The following is a 20,298-nucleotide window of genomic DNA, read 5'->3' as shown; positions in this document are numbered from 1 at the left end:
ATTCATAAGTACCACTCTAATTTGAAATAATTTTAATTAAGTATTTCATTTTCTTTATTATACACTAAATTATTTAAAATGAATACCCTTTTTGATATTTGGAAAAATCCTTATAAACTTCTAGTTTAGCCTGTACTATAGCTTTTTCTGTTTTTTATGTAATACATTAAAACCGCTTTTTCTAATTGAAAATACCTACCTGCCATTCTCAGTTAACTCTCAATTCGGCCCTCATGATTTTTTTATTAACTCGTTACTTTTATTTACCCCCTATCTTTGTCAATAAACAAGTACATGTTAATATATTTTCTTTAATAAAAAGCAAATTCCTCCTTTTACAAGAAAAACCATTCTTTTAGCACATATATTTCCAAAAGTAAAAAAGTAATTCGAAAAAATCGGCGATAAGTGAGTAATCTACCATTCGAGAAGTTATAGATATTCATTTGCCTGCAAAAAATGCACAATAAGAAAAGACAGTTTGGCTGCACTCGAAAAAACCATAACAGTTGTTTTCAGAAATCCGCTCCCTTTCCCGCCGACTGTCTGCAAGCCGCATCAAAGCACGCGACTCCGGGGTCCCGGCTAGCCAGTTTTTCAGCAGAAGTGTCGCAATTTCCTTCAATCTATTGAGGGTTTTCATAGAATAGTAAAAAGCCTAAACGATAACCTTTTATAATCGAGGTTGGGGTGAGACCATTCCGAACCTCCTTTATGGACAAATTTTAAGAAAGAACAGTTTGCCTCAATTTTTCTTTAAAAAACGTTCCAGATGTTTTCTGCTGGAGCACTTTTTTCGGCCCTTACTGTTCTTTTTCGACGTACTGAGCTGTTTTTTCAGCCGTTCACGAATTTTTTTCTTCCATCACTGCACTTTTTTCAGCCGTTCACGAATTTTTTCGACCTACACCACTCTTTATTCGACCTATACCGTACTTTATTCGACCTTCCACGAATTTATTCGACCTACACCGCAATTTATTCGACCTTCCCCGTACTTTATTCGACCTTCCACGAATTATTCGACCTACACCGCACTTTATTCGACCAACACCACACTTTATTCGACCTATACCGTACTTTATTCGACCTTCCCCGAATTTATTCGACCTACACTACACTTTATTCGACCTACACCGCACTTTATTCGACCTTCCCCGTACTTTATTCGACCTACACCGCACTTTATTCGACCTCTATACCGTACTTTATTCGACCTCTATACCGTACTTTTTCCGACAAACTAAAAAGGGCCGGTTAGGCGCCCGGCCCCTTTTTTCTAAATTTCCATCTCTTTAAAAATATCCGTTTCCTGACTTGCATTCAAGCTTAGTACATCCTCTACATCTTGATAAGATTTCCCATATAGGTCATCATCTTTGTAGGTATGGATTTCAGAATAAATATCTTTCATGAAATCATATACGTCTTCTTCATCAACCGATGGGTTTGCTGGCCAATATAGGATTTCCATAGGCGTATCCTCCTTGGTGGCAAGGGATTTTCTGCTGTAGGTAATTGAAGAGGCATGCTGGAATCCTTCCCTTTTATAAAATTTCAGCCTTTTCAATGTATCGTCATCATTTTCTTGTACTGGTTCTACTTCCAGCAAGATCGTTTTCTGCTTTTTTTGCAATTTTTGAATTAATTTCCTTCCTAGTCCCTGACCCCTTGAATTCTTTGATACAAAAAGGTAATCAACGAATATAAACTCTTCTCCTTCCACATATAATAAAACATGGTCGGGACCTTCATCCTTTTTATATATTTCCTGCTTATCTTCTAAAAGAACTTCTATATGTTCTTTGGACTTCATTTCTTCAATAGGGAAATACTGGTTCAGCTTATCATACCAATTCATAATTTAATCTCCTCATTTGCTAGATTATACTTTCCAGATTTTTTCTTATCCACTACAATAGAACTTGAATAGCTTGAAAATATTAGGAGGGTTTTGATGATCAGTTACTTTTTGGACTTTTTTTTAGTCGCTGCTTGCGTTATTGGCATTACAGCTGTGAATGGCGTTGTGACGAATGGCATCGGCGAAAAATGGTTTGGCGGGAAACGTCACTCTCATATTTTCGATCAATCGAAACGAATTCAGTCAGGGTGGAGTAAAGTTGGCGGGAATAAAAAGCGGTAATTCAGAGAGAAATTGGATGACCGGAAGGCTCTTCCAAGGTCATCCTTTTTTTCATGGGGTATAGTCTACTCCCTTTGTATATCGATTTGCCGCATTCCATAATAAGTATTCATCAATACCATTATCATTCAATGCTTTTATTTGGGCTTCCACTTCTTCCTTTCCGTATCTTTGGTAATTCCCCTCACCTAAATATGAGGCAGTAAAATCTTGTAGCCAAGGTCTTGAAGTAGGTGGGGTTTTTAATTCCTTCAGCTTCCCGTTCTCCAATTTCGCATATTCCTTAACGAGATTATAAGGCTCCAAATCAGGCTTATCGATACCAAAATAAGATGTCCAGTGACTCGGATAGATCATCGAGGAAATTACATCGACATTCTCAGAGATTTTTGTGAAGTTTTGCCCTATTCCGGGAGCTTCAGGCAATGTAGCTGCATATCCAAAAATATCCACAGATACTTCCACATCATATGGCTCCAGTTGTTTCCTCGCATAACTTACGAAATCTGTCACTGCCTGAACCCTTTTGGCTGTATGACTCACTTTCGCTTCATCATATTCACCGACATCATATTTCAAATCATCTTCTTTATTTTCGAATCCTTCGGGAAAACGGACATAGTCAAATTGAATTTCTTTAAACCCCATCTTTGCCGCTTCAATGGCAATACCGACATTATAATCCCACACCTCTTTTAAGAATGGGTTAACGAAGGCTTCCCCTCGACCATTCCTCCAAACCTTTTCGCCATCTAAAAAAGATAATTCAGGCTTCTCTTTGGCCAAAAGTGAATCTTTAAAGACGACTACCCTCGCAATCGGATAAATCTGTTTATCCTCCATTTTTTTCAGCATTGCCCTTGGATTTTTTATGTAGTCTTTACCAATCCCAGCATATGGAGAATCTGGATCTTCGGTTTTAAACGTAACGTTCCCCTTGTCATCCTTAATGTCAATGACCATTGCATTCAAGTCGGTTTCATCTACATATCTAATAAGTTCATTCAATTTATTGCCGCCCGCTGCAGGCCCTGTCACATATATTCCGCGCACAGCATCCGGATAGTCGAATTTCAACCCCGAATCAAAAACAAAACGCGGTACGCTCGCAGGCAATTCTTTATTTTCTAATGCCACCTGCCTGGTTTCGTTCATGCCTTCTGCATGAACTGGCTGTTGAATCAGGAATATGCACATTCCTGTCATCAACCATTTACACATTGGTTTCATTTTCTCCACCTCATTCGCCATCAGTCATCAATATTCAACAAATATAATAAACCCCTTTCTTTAATACCACAAACAATAAACTTTACTCCTATATATTATAAATAATTAAAAAAAACTGACTTACAAAATGAGAATACGTTCAACAACGCGGTTATTCCCTTGTGAGTATCCTTCCCTAAAATGGTCCGCTCATTGTGAAATATGTTAAACGGATTGATTTTCCTTGAACCCTTCATTTCTTCCATATCTAAAAAAAGAAGCGGAAAATCCGTTCTATTGGCTTGTTTGCCGTTTCGATTATACATTTAATATGAATAAATGCTAAAATACAGTATAGTGGACATTTCGTATTCTTAAAAATGGCATCGATACTGGACAAAACGGCCCTCCACAAGATTTAAATGAGCATTTCCCCATCACAGGAATATGCACATTTCTTTCAAAGAAAGTGGATTCATTTTCTATTTATCCTTACAATAATGAAGAGCGAATATCCATTTATCAATAAACGCATTTAGAGGAGTGACTAGCAGTTGAAAAGGATTTTCTCCGGCATTCAGCCATCTGGTTCCGTTACTTTAGGAAATTACATCGGAGCAATGAAACAATTCGTTAACTTACAAAATGAATATGAATGTTTCTTTTGTATTGTTGACCAGCATGCAATTACAGTTCCACAGGATCGCATTAAGTTAAGGAAGAACATTAAAACATTGGCCGCTTTATATTTGGCCATTGGCTTAGATCCTGAAAAGAATACCATCTTCATTCAATCAGAAGTACCAGCACATGCCCAGGCAGGCTGGATTTTACAGAGTATATCCTATATTGGGGAACTTGAGAGAATGACGCAATTTAAAGACAAATCAACTGGCAAAGAAGGGGTTTCCGCAGCACTGCTTACTTACCCGCCGTTGATGGCTGCCGATATCCTCCTTTATGGTACAGATGTGGTTCCTGTCGGGGAAGATCAAAGACAGCATCTTGAATTGACACGCGATTTGGCTGAACGGTTCAATAAAAAGCATAATGATATATTTAAAATCCCGGAAATCAGCCTCCCTACAGAAGGGGCCCGTATCATGTCCCTTCAAGAACCAACCAAGAAAATGAGCAAATCCGATCCTAATAAAAAGGCAACGATAGCCTTATTGGATGATCCTAAGCAAATCGAAAAAAACATCAAGAGCGCAGTTACCGATTCGGAAGGAATTGTCCGTTACGATAAGGAAAACAAAGCGGGTGTTTCCAACCTTATGTCCATATATTCCATCTTCAGTGGAAAAACCTATACAGAAATTGAAGAGATGTATGAGGGCAAAGGTTATGGTGACTTTAAAAGTGATTTGGCTGAGGTGGTTCTTGGAGAAATCCTGCCAATTCAGGAACGCTATAATGAATTGATCGATTCGCCTGAATTGGATGAAATTCTGGACCGCGGTGCAGAAAAGGCGAACATTGAAGCCAATAAAATGATCAGAAAAATGTATAATGGCATGGGACTTGGCAGAAAGAGATAAAAAAAAGACGATCCTCAACGGATCGTCTTTTTTTCATAATATCGATGGGCTATCGCCAGCCTCCACTTGCCACAGCTTTTCAAAAAAAGGCTGCCCCTTCACAAGGTTTTCACAAAGTTGAAGATGCTTCTCTGACCAGCCTTCCTTCATTTCTTCATATAATTCAAGCCAAGCTATCTGAAAATCCATTTCTTGAATGCTTTCATATTTCTCAGGAGCCCATTCTGTATACCAATAGCGGATTTCAGCAGTGTTTTTCGCCGTGAATAATTGGTCCATGGCCATGAATAGCAATTGCTTAAGCTGTCTTTCTTTTCTTGTCAAACCGTTCATGAATAAGGGAGACGGCGACAAAATATGATATTCTTTCTCAGATGTAGGTTTTTCAGTAAAGGTGTAATCCATCTCATCATGGTTTTCTATCATGTCATAAACAATTTGTTCCTGCCGAGGAATTATTCTGCTTTTCCTAATCGGAATATGATAGCCTATCGTATCAACAGCTAAGATTCCATTTCCGTCAGTCACGATAAAACAATAGTCGAGCTGAATTCGTTCATGATTTTTCCTTGCATATGCTTTTTGATATACATCATTCAGCAGTGGCTTAGGTAATTCTGACAAGTCGTTTTCTATGTAGTGGAACAATGTTGATGACACTTTCAACAAAGGAACTTGATCTAGTAGTTCGATCCCGTCATCCTTCCTCCATTCATGAAAATGACAAATATTATAGCCGTTTTCTTCTCCTTCAAACCAGTTAACCCATACATCATGAAGATATAGCATCATTCATCCCTCACTTAAACAAATTTCTGTTTGTCAATCAGTATAGGCAGGAACCATACAATTTATTCCTATTCTAGAAAACAGATTAAGAAAAAAAGAACGTATATATTAACTCTTTTTAGATAGGAATTCTTCAGATTGAATAATGAACGATTTTTTCACAGAGAGTTTCTCAGAATTTTTCACCAGGTAATAGCCACTACAGTATCCAAGCATATATGGATATCCTTTCATCCCGAGCAGAAGTGCATCATGAAGAGGATCTGTACGTTTTATCGTGTGCTTTTCCTCTAAATGCTTGCTCCAAAATTCTCTTAGTTTATCTTCCTGATATAACTTAGTCCAATTTGCTAAAAATTTTGTTCCTAAATATTTCCCCACCGTTCTTTCCGCCAGTCCTTCCATGATCATCGTATCCAGGAGAGTGAATTCTTTTTGGTCCTTTTTCAAATGATGCAGACGGCAAATATGATGATATTCATGAATCAACAGCGCCTCCATTTCCTTTTCGGCTATCCCCTTTCCGTAAAAAAGGAATAGTTTATCTTTAAATGCCAGCCCTGACTTCGTTTCAACTTTTTTATTCCATATCCCTGAAGACATCAGCGGAAAAATATATATGGGAACATCAGGCCCACCCCATAGCTTCTTATAAGCTGTAAACAAGCTTTGTGTTTTTTCCCAGACATTATTTTCGTTTAAGTCTTCCCATGTTTGTTTTGTTTTTTGATTCGGCGAATACATGCCATGCTTCAATAAATGATGATAAATCATGTCCGCATCAAGGGTATTGTTGAATGTACTTTTAACTCTTTCCATCATCTGGACCGGGCGGTTGAAATCCTTCTTCATCCATTCATTGGTTGAAATGACTCCCATTTCCCATACACCTCCGCTTCTATTGACTATCGTATGATTTAAAGAAGGCGGTTGACACATTTTATATCCCTTGTATTTGCAATTTTCCCTTCAACATAAAAAGAGCAAATCCCTAAAGATCTGCTCTTCCTTCAAACTTATTGATATTTTTTGAAAAGGATAGTTGCGTTATGCCCACCGAATCCAAGTGAATTACTGATGGCTGCACTGATTTCGCCCTTCCTTGCTTGATTCGGGACATAGTCCAAATCACACTCAGGGTCTGGTGTTTCAATATTGATGGTTGGAGGCAAAATGCTGTCCCTGATTGCCTGAATCGTGAAAATCGCTTCCACACCGCCTGCTGCCCCTAACATATGGCCCGTCATCGATTTAGTGGAACTTATTGCAAGTTTATTAGCATGGTCGCCAAAGACTTCTTTGACTGCCATCGTTTCGTATTTGTCATTGTAAGGCGTACTCGTTCCGTGGGCATTCACATATTGGATGTCTTCCGGATTCAAACCTGCATCCTCGATTGCAATTTTCATCGCTCTTGCCCCGCCTTCTCCACCTGGTGCCGGAGCGGTAATATGGAAGGCATCTCCAGTTGAGCCATAGCCAGCTATTTCAGCATAAATCTTGGCTCCTCTATTCAATGCATGTTCAAGATCTTCCAGAACAATGATTCCAGCTCCTTCGCCTATTACGAAACCATCACGGTTAAGATCAAAAGGACGGCTAGCCGTTTGTGGATCAGGGTTTGTCGATAAAGCCGTATTTGCACAGAAGCCTGCAACCGACATTTTTGTGATTGGCGCTTCGGCCCCGCCTGTAATCATCACATCGGCATCGCCCCGCTGAATGGCTTTAAACGCATCACCAATTGAATTAGTTCCTGTTGCACAGGCTGTTACCGTACATGAATTGATTCCTTTTGCACCCAGTAAGATAGAAACCTGGCCAGCTGCCATATCCGGAATCATCATTGGTACGAAAAATGGGCTTACCCGTTTGTATCCTCTGTTTAAAAAGTTTTCATGCTGTGTCTCTAGTGTCTCCAGCCCGCCGATACCCGAACCGATCCAGACCCCGACACGTGCAGCATTTTCATCGGTTATTTCCAGCTTGCTATCATTATATGCCATAACGGAAGCTGCAATTGCATAATGGGTAAAACGGTCCATTTTGCGTGCTTCTTTACGATTTATATATGTTTCTATATCAAAATCCTTGATTTCAGCAGCCACTTTAACGGGATATTCTTCAGCATTCAAACGAGTTAAAGGTCCTATCCCCGATTTCCCCTCGATTATATTTTTCCATCCAGTTTCTGCATCATTACCAACTGGAGAGATTGCTCCAATACCAGTTACAACTACACGGCGATTAGTCATTTAAAAATGGCTCCTTCCTATTTTTAAAGCTCTTACGTTTTGCTTCTTCTTTTATTTACCCCACCTAAGAGCGATCGCTCCCCATGTAAGGCCACCACCAAAACCGACCATGACTATTAAGTCATTATCCTTGATTCTTCCTGCTTCCATTTCTTCCACAAGGGCCATTGGAATGGACGCTGAAGAAGTATTTCCATATTTATGAATCGTTTTTGTCATTTTTTCAAGCGGGAGATCCAAGCGTTCCCTAGAGGCTTCCATAATTCGTATATTAGCTTGATGCGGGACAAGCAGATCCACATCTTCTTTAGTCAAACCAGCTTTGTCCAAGACACCCAGGCTGGATTCACCCATCTGACGGACAGCAAATTTAAATACTTCACGGCCATTCATATGAATGAAATCTCCTTCTTGTAATAAGTGCTTCCCACCGGTTCCATCTGCGCCTAATTCAAAGGAAAGGACTCCTTTGCCTTCAGATACAGGTCCAAGTACAACTGCACCAGCTCCGTCACCAAAAAGTACAGCAGTATTGCGGTCTTCCCAATTGGTTACTTTCGAAAGTTTTTCAACACCGACAATCAGCACATGCTTATATGCACCTGTCTTAATAAATTGCTGTGCCGTGATCATTGCATACATAAAACCGGCGCATGCAGCACTTACATCCATTGCTGCTGCCTTCATCGCTCCCAATTTCTCTTGAATCATGCAAGCGACTGAAGGAAACGACTGATCCGGTGTAACAGTGGCTACAAGAATTAAATCTATCTCTTCAGCCAAAATTTCCGCATTTTTCAATGCAGCTTTTGCGGCTTCATAGGCCATATCTGATGTATCAATATCATCTTTGGCAATTCTTCTTTCCTCAATACCCGTCCTAGTCCGAATCCACTCATCGGAAGTGTCCATAATTTTCTCTAGGTCCGCATTTGTAACGATTTTGTCGGGTAAGTAGCGGCCAAGCCCTAGTATTCCAGCATTCATCTTGCCATCCCCTTATATTTTATGAGTTATTATAATCATCTATTATTACCTGGTACTAATTTTATATAAAAAAAGACTTCCTTGCAAGAGTTAACAATTTGAAAAGCTAAAGAAATCTCTTTCGGAAGTCGGACAAGCGCCTATGCCAAGGGAAATTGGGGACATACATTATAAATAAAAGGAGAATAGGAGGAATTCATTTTGGACATCTTCAATCGCAACCGGGAGAGAAACACGGATGATCATTTTTCTAATTTGATGTTTGGCAGGAAAAATGAACCGGAGCAAGAGGAAGCGCAGGTTGATTACATGCAATTGATGGCGAGCGTTGAAACATTGATGGGCTTATACAGTCAATACAAACCGACCATTGATAAAATCAATCTGAGCCCCTTGATCGCCAAGTTCTTGAAAAAAGAATAAAAAAATTCATAGGCTGCCCTTTTAACGGACAGCCTGCCTTTTAATTAACGTTGAGCATCTTGTTTACCAAGCTCATAAGCTTCTTGCATAACGCTTTTAAAGAGCTCCATGAATGGCTCTGCCATCTCCATTGAGAATGGAATCCCGCTTGCTTCAAGCTTCGCTTTAGCCTCTGGGAAGTATTTCATGGCGATTCCCATAAATTCAAGAGTTTTATCTGAACTCATTCGCATTTCCCCCTATCTTTTGAATATTCATCAATTGATCATTTTGATGCCAAAATAAGCTCAATATTATCATAATTCCACTGAACCCTTTCGTAAAGGGCGTACATATAAAATCATGAATATCTTTTGATGTAATTCCTATCCTTGAACATTATAGTACAAGACATATAGATTAGAGGCAAATATACAGTTTTGTCCTTCCCAAATAACAAAAATGTCAATCACGCTTTCTCCACGTTTTAAGTAAGTTTAATCGTTTATTATGTTTTCTCTGTAATGCAATGCCTTCTTCCGGTTCCATTTTGCATTGCACTTCAAATAATGTTCCTTTATTGATTTTCGTTGTTGATTGGGAAGTGAATGAATCCATACTTTCACCAAATATTAACTTGGCACATTTATCCCAATGATCGTCGATACTGCTGCACAATTGGATGTCCCTATCGGAACTTGTGGCAAGCACCGCTTCCAAAGCATTTACAAAATCAGTGATGTAGAGAGCATCTCCGTTATATTCGGCAGCAATTGCCGCTTTGATATCAGACTGTCCAAGCTGATTGATTCCAGCTTCAAAGCTCATGCCTTCCGATTGCCAAGGTCCATAAATCGTCGGTAAAAATATGATTTTTGCAGAATCCATTCCACGAATCGAGCTTAATATCGACTGAAATATACTGACATCTTTTTCAATGGGCATGAAAAGAACGAAATTTGGCGTTTCATTCTTGCCATTTTTTTTGCATTTCTCGATGAATGAAACGATTTCTCCTATTACAAAATCGATTTTGTCCATTTTTCCGCTTTTAATATCGTAACAAGATATGAACACCGTGTCCTGCTGTGAAATATCCAATAATTTAAGTTTATTTATCGGAAAGTATAAATAATTTGAATTCCTGCCTATTTCAAGTTCCTTTTCTTCCTTAATATATTGACTTGCTTCGGAATCATCCCAATCGATTCCGATTACTTCTTCACCTTGGTTCAAAAAGAATTGAGTCACATAGAATCCCACGAATCGATAAGTGCCAATGACAATGTTTGTTTGCATAAATACAGCCTCCTCGTATGCCATCAAGCCCACTTTACCCGGCACGTCTAGTTTTTTTAGATGCTGTATCGTATGCAAACCATTGTAAAAATATATCTCTTCTCATAAAGTCTCTTCATTCTCATTGAAAAACTTCTGTATTTGATAGGGGATTTTATAACGTTTTTCGGGCAGTATATAAGTCAGCTGCAAGTCTGCTTTTCTAGCCAGCTGGATTTGCCGATAAAGGGAGGCTTGCTCTTTCCGTAAGCTTCCAAAAACCTGAATCACTTTCATGGGGATATTCTCTGCGATCATTGAATCTTCAGTGTCCAGTATATGCTGTTCACATTCTGCCGGATCGAGCTCATATGCAGCAGCGACCTCGGACAGCCACTTTTTATAGAAGAACTTATTTTCCTTTTCTTTCTCCAGTTGTGCTTTCAAGGAAAAAACCGGATCTATCAACACGACGGACCGTATTTTATTACCAAGTTGATTCATTAACTTTAAGGCAAGGAGTGCGCCTGTCCCCTCTGCCAATATATGAACCCTTTGATTGATTATTTCTTTTTTCAAGAACAGAATATATAGGTTAAGGGAAAGCTCGAGTGCTTTAGGACTGCCCCAGTTGGCTCCATAAAAATTGGATGAAAATAGCGTGTATCCGTATTCCTTTAAATATTCCAATATCTGCAGCCTGCCAGGATGCTGCAGCCAAAAGCTGCTGTCTTTTTCGACAAAATGACTACGGTCTCCAATTACCATTACGGAAAAACCACTGGGCCGCTCTGGATAATAGATGATATTCCATTGGTCATCAATTTGAAAAGTTCGCTGTTCCATCGTTCAAACTCCTTTAAGGAATATTACTACTACTATATTAATTTATGACGAAAAATAGAAAGGGTCAGTGGAAACGCCTAACTTCTTACTCTTAAATTAACCAAGCACGGAGTTTTTGCTTTTATTTTTTCCTTATGATTTCCCTTTTGAAGTTTGAAACCAACTAGTCTGCCTGAAAAAGTTCTCTTATGAATTAATGTATTGAATTATTTAAAGGTTATTATTAAAAACACGTTTTAACTGTATATTAATTATGGTAAGATAAAAATGAATGTAGTGGAATGAGGTGAAATTCGATGCGTTATGCTTGGACAATTTTTTGGACATTCTTATTAGTGCATATGACTGTATATGTTGTTTCTTCCATGATCGGAGTTTCATACGATGCTGCGCAGGGAACGATTTTAGGATTAGCTGCTGCTATCCTGATTTGCATCATCCCGGCTATCATGCCTGCTGGGCCAGCTAAAGACTCTCATCAACATTAAGAAGCAAAAGAGGACATCCTTTATAGGATGTCCTTTTTGTTATACCGTACTTTGCTTACGGGTAAACTACATTTCAACGTTTTTATATGAGAACCAATTCATCATGATCATAATCAATCGTTATTCCTTCTTTAATCTCAACAGTCCCGGCAATGATTTTACGGGCGATTTTCGTTTCCAGATGCTTTTGGATGAATCGCTTCAGCGGTCTTGCCCCATATACCGGATCATATCCTTGTTCCGCAATGAATTCCTTAGCCGCTTCAGTAACATTCAGATCTATATTTTGTTCAGTTAACCTTACTTGTAATTGATGAACCATTTTATCTACGATTTCCACGATTTCTTGTTTCGTCAGAGGTTTGAATAAAACAATGTCATCAACGCGATTCAAAAATTCCGGACGGAAATGCCCTCTTAACTCTTTAAAGACCTGATCTTTTATTTCTTCTTCAATGCCGCCATCCACCCGGTTGGACTGCAATAAGAAATGGGATCCGATATTGGAAGTCATGATGATCACCGTATTTTTACAGTTGATTGTTCTTCCTTGGGAGTCTGTTATCCTTCCATCATCCAGCATTTGCAGCAAAATATTGAAGACCTCCGGATGCGCCTTTTCAATTTCATCCAATAATATGACTGAATATGGGTTTCTCCTAACAGCCTCCGTAAGTTGGCCGCCTTCCTCAAATCCAACATATCCAGGAGGTGCACCAACAAGGCGGGACACTGAATGTTTCTCCATATATTCCGACATATCGATTCGAATCATATGTTCCTCACTATCGAATAACGTTTCTGCCAAAGCTTTTACCAATTCGGTTTTACCTACACCCGTTGGCCCAAGAAAAATGAATGAGCCGATTGGTCTGTTTGGATCTTTAATTCCAGCCCTTGCTCTTAAAACAGCATCGGATACGAGTTCCACCGCTTCTCCTTGACCTATTACGCGTTCATGAAGGATATCAGATAGGCGAAGCAGCTTCTCCCTTTCACTTTCCACCAGCTTGCTAATCGGAATCCCCGTCCACCTTGCAACAATCGAGGCAATTTCCTCCTCCGTCACTTCCTGGCGAAGCAATCGTGATTCCTGTTTTTCCTTTTCCAATTCGTCTTCCATTGCGTCCAATTCTTTTTGAAGCTGCGGAATCCTTCCATGCCGAAGTTCAGCTGCCCGGTTAAGGTCATAGTCATTCTCTGCTTGTTCCAGTTCATGACGCAATTTCTCAAGCTCTTCACGTTGATCCTGCACCTTTTGAAGCGCTGATTTCTCCATTTGCCACTTCGATTTCATGCTATTCGCTTGATCCTGAAGTTCTGATAGTTCTTTTTGAAGCACTTCCAGTCTCGCCCTGCTTTGAGGGTCCTCCTCATTCTTCAAGGCGGCCTCTTCAATTTCAAGTTGCATGACTTTTCTCGTGATTTCATCCAACTCGGATGGCATTGAGTCGATTTCCATTCGGATCATCGCACATGCTTCATCCACAAGATCTATTGCTTTATCCGGTAAAAATCGCTCCGTTATATATCGGTTCGAAAGGACAGAGGCCGCAACGATCGCCCGATCGTGTATCCTGACGCCATGGTGAATTTCAAACCGTTCCTTTAATCCCCGCAAAATTGAAATCGTATCTTCAACATCCGGTTCGGGAACCAGAACCTGTTGGAAACGGCGTTCCAGAGCCGGATCCTTTTCAATATATTGCCGATATTCATCAAGGGTCGTTGCACCGATACAATGCAGCTCACCGCGTGCAAGCATCGGCTTTAACATATTTCCGGCATCAAGGGCGCCATCCGTTCTTCCTGCACCGACAATTGTGTGCAATTCATCAATGAATAATAGAATTTTACCGTCACTCTTCTTGATCTCATTCAAGACCGCTTTTAGGCGTTCCTCAAATTCACCGCGGAATTTGGCGCCAGCGACAAGCGCACTCATATCCAGTGAAAAAACGGTCTTGTCCTTTAATCCCTCAGGCACATCCTTCCTGACTATCCTTTGTGCCAGCCCCTCGACGATGGCTGTTTTACCTACTCCGGGTTCTCCTATTAATACAGGATTATTTTTCGTTTTACGTGAAAGGATCCTGATGACGTTACGGATTTCCGTATCACGGCCGATTACGGGGTCGACATTCCCCGATTTAACCTCAGCAACGAGATCTCTCCCGTATTTTTTCAGTACTTCATAAGTGCTTTCAGGATTTTGACTAGTCACTCGCTGATTCCCCCTTATATCGTTTATTACCTGTTTTGCTTTATCATAATCAATTCCATATGATGAAAAAAGCCTGTTCACATTCGTTTTATTGTCCTGCAGCGACGCAAGGAGTATATGTTCGACAGATAAGTATTCATCCTCCCACATCTGCATTTCCTTTTCGGCAGCCGTCAACATTTGCTGCAGGGAGGATGACATGTAAACCTGGGAAACACTCCCGCTCACTTCCGGTAATCGATCCAGTTCCTTATTTAGCTCTATATCAAATAGATTCATCGGTTTACCAGATTCCGATAAAATCCTGATTAATAAACTTTCATCCTGTTCCATTAATGTTTTTAATAAATGAAGCTCCGTCAGCTCGGGATTCCCTCTATCTTTGGCTAGCTCCTGGCCGCCGATGAACGCCTGTTGGGTTCTCTCCGTCATTTTATTAATATCCATCTTAAAACCTCCCATTCATCTATATCATGAACGAATTCCCACTCGGTTTGACCAAATTTGACCTTTATATTTTCATTATACTTCTAATTTTCCCCATGTAAAGAAAAGTTACTAAAAATGCAGGAGTATGGAAAATAAACGGAAAAAACCCTTCTTCATATAGAAGAAAGGCTTTTTCCGTTTGTACAATTTGGTTGATTTCCTATCCAGGCACTCGCTTTCCGCGGGCGGTCCGGGAGCCCCCTCGGCGCCTTTACGCCTGCGGGGTCTCGTACACCCGCTCCAATCATCTTTGTTCTAACTTTTAGATGCATGGATGAAACAAAACGGATTATGCTTTCACGGCCGTTTTATTATAACCATGAAATTCATCGATGAATTGGAAATCCTTATCCGTCCGACCTGCAAGGATCGTATCTCGGAGCAGAATGCCTGCATCGGTCGTGTTGTGGATGATTTCCCCCCACATTCTTGCGCTCGATTGAACATTAGCCGTGCGCGGTATGCGTTCCTCTTGATATTCCAAAAATGCCTGTTCAATGTCATTCCCATGCTTATGAAGCATATCCGACAAATAAGCTGCATCTTCTAAAGCCTGGCAAGCTCCTTGTGCCAAGTATTGAAGCATCGGATGTGCCGCATCTCCCATAAGCGTAATTCTTCCTTTTGTCCAATTATCAATTGGTAAACGGTCATACATTGGCCAACGGCGTTGCCTTTGAATGAATGAAATCGCATTCTGAACAAGCTCACAAGTTCCGGCAAACACACGGTCCATTTCTTCCGGGGTTCCCCACTGATCTGTTTTTTCGTTTTCTTCCGTATATTGAGAACTTTTGAAAACCACTACTTGGTTGTACAGTTCTCCCCTTCTAACCGGATATTGAACAAGATGAAGGTCTGGGCCAATCCACATATAAACATCATCTAAATCTCCATGGCTCGTAACCTCTTCCATCGGGATCGCTCCCCTGTATGCAACATATTGTGAGCAGACCGGCTGATCTTCCACAAAAAGTTTCCGTGCCTTGGACCATAATCCATCGGCTCCAATGACAGCAGTTCCTGAATGTTGGGACCCGTTGGCAGAAGTAACCGTCACTTCACCTTCATTTTCTACTGTCTCAATAATGGTTTGATTCGTAACCAGTTCGATATACGGGTTCTTTTCACATGCTTCAGCCAGTACTTTATGCAAATCGGACCGATGCAAAACAACATATGGAGCTCCATATCTTTCTTTATAAACATCACCTAAATCCAAAGCGGAAAGCTCTTTTCCGGAAAATGCATCCATCAGCACCAACCTTTTTGGAAATACTGCAATTTCATTGATTTTATCCATGACGCCTAAACGCTGCAAGACGTTGGTGGCATTTGCTGCGAGCTGAATGCCTGCACCGATTTCGCCAAACTCGGGAGCTTGTTCAAGGACTTTTACATACTGTTTTGTTTCTGCGATTCCTAAAGCAGTTGCCAATCCGCCAATTCCCCCACCGATAACGATGAATGGTTTGTTTTCTGTGTACATCATAAATTCCCCCTATATTAGTTGCTATTAGCCAATGTTGCGGACCACACACAGTAAGCGTTTTCATTCGACTGGCATTCCATATATTCATCAGGACCTAAGCTGAAGATTCCAAACAGATTATTTTCAAACCAAAACAGGCTTGAATTCACTTTCAACCTTTTGGTAACCATTGTTTGCGTCTAATGCCTGTTGCTGCTCCAAATCGAATCTCTCCATTATTGGTAGGTCGTTTACCGAGAATAAGTAAGAATCCGCTTCTGCAACGTGCTCATGCCATGCCCAATTTGGAACGACGAAATAATCACCCTTGGACCAGTCAAAGCGCACTCCATTAATGACCGTATAGCCTGATCCTTGGTGCACTTGATATATTGTGGAATGGGTATGGCGATGTGCTTTCGTATGGAAACCTTTCGGAAGCTTCTGCATCCATGCCCCCATCGTCGGATTGGCCGTTTGGCCATTTGATGGATTGATATATTCCACGGCGAAACCATCATATGGGTCCGGTTCGAAATTCATTAATCCTTCTATCGCTGCTTTGGTCCCTTTCCACTTGTAGTTGGCAAGCGGTGCCACTTGTGAATAACGGTCGGATACTGGACGAACCATTCCGCCTTGATAACGGAGCTCTGAAAAATTATCGGGCCGTTTAGGCGTTTCAATCCGATCAGGATATGGTTCAAAGAAAGTGCCGCCTATGGAATAGATGGTTGGGATATCAAGGGCATCCATCCAAATCATCGGTTTATCGCCAACATGTCCATGACCATGCCATAGGTTTTTAGGCGTGATCAAGAAATCTCCTTCTTCCATGAAGATCCTTTCTCCCTGCACGATGGAGTAGGCACCTTCACCATTCGTGATGAAACGAAGTGCACTTTGGGAGTGACGGTGGGAAGGGGCCACTTCACCTGGCAGCAATAGCTGGACCGCTGCATATAGCGTTTGTGTTGTCGAAGCCCATCCCCAAGGCTGACGATAAGTGAGTCCAGGATTCTGAAAATAAATGGCCCTGCGCTCCCCACCTCGGTCAGGTGTGAATATTTCAGCTGCTTCCATCAATTTTTTTGTCAAAAGCTCTTCTTTCCATAAATAAGCATGCGCATGAGGTTTAGGTTCATGGTCCATCAGAGCGGGAATGGCTTCCCACAGCGGACCAAGGTTATACTGCTGAATATCCTTTGTAAAATCTTTTACGATTGTACTATTCATGTATTCCGATTTTTCAGCCATATTAATCCCTACTTTCTTTTTTATCTTGCCTCACTGGATTTTAGAAAGATTTCGCTTTATTTGATCATAGTGTCCTGAAACATGCTCATCGATGAAGTGATCGACAATATAAGAAACTGGTTTGTTTCCGAATTTAGCGAAATTCCGGTGTGGCGATTCTTTGGATAGTGTTTCTTCATCTAAATTCCCGAGACTGCTCTCCACTTTATATTTAAGCTCCTCCACTTGCTTCATGACATCTTCGACAGCAAGTTTGTCTGTATCGGTGACTGCTGCCAAACGGGCTGGATCTTGCAATCCACGCCCCCATTCGGCTCCTGGCATCGCTATTACAGTTTCCACTTCACCTAACCAATAAGGAATGGCTTCAGCTAAATGGGAAAGTATCTGCATGATTGACCATTCATCCTCTGCTGTTTTAAATCGAATCGTTTCTTCCGGTAGGTTTGCCGCTGTCTCAAGAATGTGGTCGATTGATTGTTGAACCGATTGGATTGATGTCCCGATTTCCTGATAAGCCATTTTATTTTCCCTCCCCGACACGTCGCACACGGTTTTCAAGATAACCTATTTTGTCTATTTCGATTTTGACAACGTCACCATCTTTTAAGAACACTTGTGGATCACGTGCTACTCCTACCCCACCCGGTGTTCCTGTGAGGACGATGTCACCTGGTTCAAGAGTCATTAAGTTCGATAAGAATTCAACTAGATACTTCACATCGAATACGAAGTTGGATGTATTCGTTTTTTGGCGTTCTTCACCATTTACCGTTAATCGGACATTTAAGCCAGATGGATCGGAAAGTTCATCGGAAGTGACTAACCAAGGCCCCATCGGAGCGCTTCCTTCAACCGTTTTCCCTTGTAGCCACTCAAGTGTGCGCCGCTGGATATCACGGTAAGTGACATCATTCGCAATTGTATAACCAGCTACATAATCAAGAGCATCTTCTTTAGAAACATTACGTGCCCTTTGTCCGACTACAAAAGCGAATTCCGCTTCATAATCCAGTTGTTCAGAGATTGGGAAAAACGGTATATCATCCTGGGGACCGATTACTGTATTGGCGAACTTTGCGAATACCACAGGGAATGGCGGCAGTTCACGCCCCATTTCAGCAATGTGCTCACGGTAGTTATGTCCGACACAAATAATTTTGCTTGGCTTTTGGACAGGGGCCTCAAGCTTTATATTTTCAATTTCATGTACCAATTTATGTCTGAAGGAATCACGATTGTTAATAGCGTAGTCCGCAGCCTTTCGCGCTATGGAAAGGCTTTCATTCCCTCCCTGTAAAAACTCCTCCATTGTTGCAGGGACATACGCGTCAGCAATTTGTTCACTGCGAAGTTTCCCCTCGCTTTCAAGAAGCGCTTGATAGGCATAGTTCAAGTCAACTACTACATTATTCGGGTAAATTGCACCAATACGTTTAAAGCCTTGACTGCTGAAAGTTACTAATTTCATATTTCATTCTCCTTTATTTATCTGGATTTTTTTAATACCTCTTTTTGATGCCACCATCCTGATTCAGCTGGATTCGCTTCGAATACCAGTATTTGAATGACTGTACATCTTCTTAATTTCACTTATAGATAACACTGTTCACTATTTATATAAATGATAACTCAATTTTCGGAATATTGTCAAGAAAGTATTGCAAATTTTTGTACAAATGTTATCATCTACACCATTATCAGCACTTCGGAATCAATAAAAACTGTGCTAAAGTTATTTTTTTAATAGAAAAGGATATCGATAGATTCAAGCAGCCGGCGGTTTTTCTGCTAATTTTCATTTAAATTTTACAGATTCTGATATACTAGACCTAAATTAAAACAGATTAGGGAGATTGATTTATGGAAATCGTAAAATCCGGTTCGACGATTCAATCATTACAAATAGGGATGAGCATCATAGATTTACTTGCTTCCCAAAGAACTCCTTTAAGATTCTCTGATATACAGGAATTAACGGAAATAACGAAAAGTAACCTCTATAAGTATTTGAATACTTTGACTCAACTGGAGCTACTATATCGCGATAAGACAACCGGTATGTATCATCTTGGGAGCAAATTGATTCAATACGGAATGGCAGCGATAGGAAATGAGGATGTAACGAGCAGAATAACTCCTTATTTACAGGAAATCAGTCACCATACTTCTTGCACGGTCCTTTTTTCCGTTTGGACATACGACGGACCAATAACTGCAAAAATATGGAATTCCAACCAAAACTTAAACATCGGGGCACAGTTAGGTACGCGACTCCCGCCATCATCCTCTTCCGGAAAGGTATTCACTGTATTTCAGGATCCTTCATTGACGGCGGAATGGATTGAAAAAGATCGTAATGTTACAGGCTCGTTCCTTAAAGAAACAAATGAATATGATGAAATTCGGAAATACAAAATAGCTTTTGCCAAAGAGCCACTTGTACCATCCGTTTCATCCATGTCCATTCCGGTTTTTAATTATAATTCGGAATTATTGGGGGCGATCACTGCCGTTGGGTTCACTGAGAGCATTCCTGATCATTATGAAGATCCTTTAAGCCATTATTTAAGGAAGTGCTGTTTGGAAATCTCGAATATATTCGGTTATTCCGCTGAATAGAAAAAAGCAGGAAGAAGGATTGCGATCATTCCTTTTTCCTGCTTTTAGATGTTTCATGGCTTCCGCTTATATGTCCATATCCGGTTATGATTGGATGTTTCAGGAAAAGAATCCCCTGCATCAAGCTTTACCATTTTCGGATTCACTACCGTACTGCCCGTTTCACCGATTTCTACGTAGGTCCCATTATTCGGAGCCTTCTGACCTGGCTTAAATTGACGATTTTGCCCCATAGATCTCACCCCTTTACATGCTTTCCCTGTTATTATTACCAGGTTCCTTCCTTTCATGTCA

General features: G+C 40.5%; 20 protein-coding genes. 5 read left to right on the top strand and 15 right to left on the bottom strand.

Going from position 1 to position 20,298, the window contains the following annotated elements; genetic code table 11:
- Window positions 1-1,279 precede the first annotated feature (1,279 nt).
- Window positions 1,280-1,861, bottom strand: coding sequence for a GNAT family N-acetyltransferase (locus LQ188_RS15950; protein WP_230177392.1), 582 nt, complete (start codon window positions 1,859-1,861; stop codon window positions 1,280-1,282).
- Window positions 1,862-1,957: 96 nt separating this feature from the next.
- Here LQ188_RS15950 and LQ188_RS15945 point away from each other — a divergent pair, with 96 nt between their 5' ends.
- Window positions 1,958-2,146, top strand: a complete 189-nt coding sequence (locus LQ188_RS15945; RefSeq protein ID WP_101224111.1) for a hypothetical protein — start codon at window positions 1,958-1,960, stop codon at window positions 2,144-2,146.
- Window positions 2,147-2,197: 51 nt separating this feature from the next.
- Here LQ188_RS15945 and LQ188_RS15940 read toward each other — a convergent pair whose 3' ends face one another.
- Window positions 2,198-3,343 (bottom strand): putative glycoside hydrolase, encoded by a 1,146-nt coding sequence (locus tag LQ188_RS15940; protein ID WP_230177444.1) that lies wholly within the window; start codon window positions 3,341-3,343, stop codon window positions 2,198-2,200.
- Window positions 3,344-3,909: 566 nt separating this feature from the next.
- On the opposite strand from LQ188_RS15940, the gene trpS reads away from it, so the two are divergent.
- Entirely contained in the window at window positions 3,910-4,896 is a 987-nt protein-coding gene (trpS, locus tag LQ188_RS15935) for a tryptophan--tRNA ligase (protein WP_101224113.1), read from the top strand.
- Window positions 4,897-4,929: 33 nt separating this feature from the next.
- On the opposite strand, the gene LQ188_RS15930 is transcribed toward trpS, so the two are convergent.
- From LQ188_RS15930 to LQ188_RS15915, 4 genes are all read right to left on the bottom strand, one after another.
- Window positions 4,930-5,685, bottom strand: a complete 756-nt coding sequence (locus tag LQ188_RS15930) for a YjbA family protein (protein ID WP_034314514.1) — start codon at window positions 5,683-5,685, stop codon at window positions 4,930-4,932.
- A gap of 108 nt (window positions 5,686-5,793) precedes the next feature.
- Complete coding sequence (locus LQ188_RS15925) at window positions 5,794-6,564, bottom strand: DUF2268 domain-containing putative Zn-dependent protease (protein WP_230177391.1); 771 nt, start codon at window positions 6,562-6,564, stop codon at window positions 5,794-5,796.
- A 137-nt stretch (window positions 6,565-6,701) separates the two neighbouring features.
- The gene (gene fabF / locus LQ188_RS15920; RefSeq protein ID WP_101224115.1) at window positions 6,702-7,940 is read right to left on the bottom strand and encodes a beta-ketoacyl-ACP synthase II; all 1,239 of its coding nucleotides are present in this window, start codon (window positions 7,938-7,940) and stop codon (window positions 6,702-6,704) included.
- A gap of 51 nt (window positions 7,941-7,991) precedes the next feature.
- A complete protein-coding gene (locus tag LQ188_RS15915; RefSeq protein ID WP_101224116.1) occupies window positions 7,992-8,927 on the bottom strand; it encodes a beta-ketoacyl-ACP synthase III in 936 nt (311 codons plus the stop codon).
- A 201-nt stretch (window positions 8,928-9,128) separates the two neighbouring features.
- On the opposite strand from LQ188_RS15915, the gene LQ188_RS15910 reads away from it, so the two are divergent.
- Window positions 9,129-9,350 carry a hypothetical protein gene (locus LQ188_RS15910; RefSeq protein WP_230177390.1) on the top strand — a complete coding sequence of 74 codons (222 nt, stop codon included), beginning with the start codon at window positions 9,129-9,131 and terminating at the stop codon, window positions 9,348-9,350.
- 44 nt (window positions 9,351-9,394) lie between these two features.
- Here the strand turns inward: LQ188_RS15910 and LQ188_RS15905 are convergent, their stop codons facing one another.
- From LQ188_RS15905 to LQ188_RS15895, 3 genes are all read right to left on the bottom strand, one after another.
- Complete coding sequence (locus LQ188_RS15905) at window positions 9,395-9,577, bottom strand: ComZ family protein (protein WP_034314525.1); 183 nt, start codon at window positions 9,575-9,577, stop codon at window positions 9,395-9,397.
- A 217-nt stretch (window positions 9,578-9,794) separates the two neighbouring features.
- Entirely contained in the window at window positions 9,795-10,628 is an 834-nt protein-coding gene (locus tag LQ188_RS15900) for a hypothetical protein (protein WP_230177388.1), read from the bottom strand.
- A 102-nt stretch (window positions 10,629-10,730) separates the two neighbouring features.
- Window positions 10,731-11,453 carry a hydrolase gene (locus tag LQ188_RS15895; protein WP_101224119.1) on the bottom strand — a complete coding sequence of 241 codons (723 nt, stop codon included), beginning with the start codon at window positions 11,451-11,453 and terminating at the stop codon, window positions 10,731-10,733.
- Window positions 11,454-11,749: 296 nt separating this feature from the next.
- On the opposite strand from LQ188_RS15895, the gene LQ188_RS15890 reads away from it, so the two are divergent.
- A complete protein-coding gene (locus LQ188_RS15890) occupies window positions 11,750-11,941 on the top strand; it encodes a YjzD family protein (RefSeq protein ID WP_048686917.1) in 192 nt (63 codons plus the stop codon).
- A gap of 82 nt (window positions 11,942-12,023) precedes the next feature.
- On the opposite strand, the gene clpB is transcribed toward LQ188_RS15890, so the two are convergent.
- The 5 genes from clpB to LQ188_RS15865 form a co-directional block, all read right to left on the bottom strand.
- A complete protein-coding gene (clpB, locus tag LQ188_RS15885; protein WP_101224120.1) occupies window positions 12,024-14,612 on the bottom strand; it encodes an ATP-dependent chaperone ClpB in 2,589 nt (862 codons plus the stop codon).
- A 331-nt stretch (window positions 14,613-14,943) separates the two neighbouring features.
- Window positions 14,944-16,146 (bottom strand): FAD-dependent monooxygenase, encoded by a 1,203-nt coding sequence (locus LQ188_RS15880; protein ID WP_353616232.1) that lies wholly within the window; start codon window positions 16,144-16,146, stop codon window positions 14,944-14,946.
- A 123-nt stretch (window positions 16,147-16,269) separates the two neighbouring features.
- Window positions 16,270-17,382 carry a cupin domain-containing protein gene (locus tag LQ188_RS15875; RefSeq protein ID WP_101224122.1) on the bottom strand — a complete coding sequence of 371 codons (1,113 nt, stop codon included), beginning with the start codon at window positions 17,380-17,382 and terminating at the stop codon, window positions 16,270-16,272.
- Between the two features lie 30 nt (window positions 17,383-17,412).
- Entirely contained in the window at window positions 17,413-17,904 is a 492-nt protein-coding gene (locus tag LQ188_RS15870; RefSeq protein WP_230177385.1) for a DinB family protein, read from the bottom strand.
- Between the two features lies 1 nt (window position 17,905).
- Complete coding sequence (locus LQ188_RS15865; RefSeq protein WP_101224124.1) at window positions 17,906-18,853, bottom strand: fumarylacetoacetate hydrolase family protein; 948 nt, start codon at window positions 18,851-18,853, stop codon at window positions 17,906-17,908.
- 392 nt (window positions 18,854-19,245) lie between these two features.
- On the opposite strand from LQ188_RS15865, the gene LQ188_RS15860 reads away from it, so the two are divergent.
- Complete coding sequence (locus LQ188_RS15860; protein WP_101224125.1) at window positions 19,246-20,004, top strand: IclR family transcriptional regulator; 759 nt, start codon at window positions 19,246-19,248, stop codon at window positions 20,002-20,004.
- A 53-nt stretch (window positions 20,005-20,057) separates the two neighbouring features.
- On the opposite strand, the gene LQ188_RS15855 is transcribed toward LQ188_RS15860, so the two are convergent.
- Window positions 20,058-20,237 carry a YjzC family protein gene (locus LQ188_RS15855; RefSeq protein WP_034314546.1) on the bottom strand — a complete coding sequence of 60 codons (180 nt, stop codon included), beginning with the start codon at window positions 20,235-20,237 and terminating at the stop codon, window positions 20,058-20,060.
- Window positions 20,238-20,298: the final 61 nt, after the last annotated feature.

The sequence above is a fragment of the Peribacillus sp. Bi134 genome (assembly GCF_918698065.1).
Classification (GTDB): Bacteria; Bacillota; Bacilli; order Bacillales; family DSM-1321; genus Peribacillus.
This window is presented reverse-complemented; position numbering and strand designations above follow the sequence as displayed.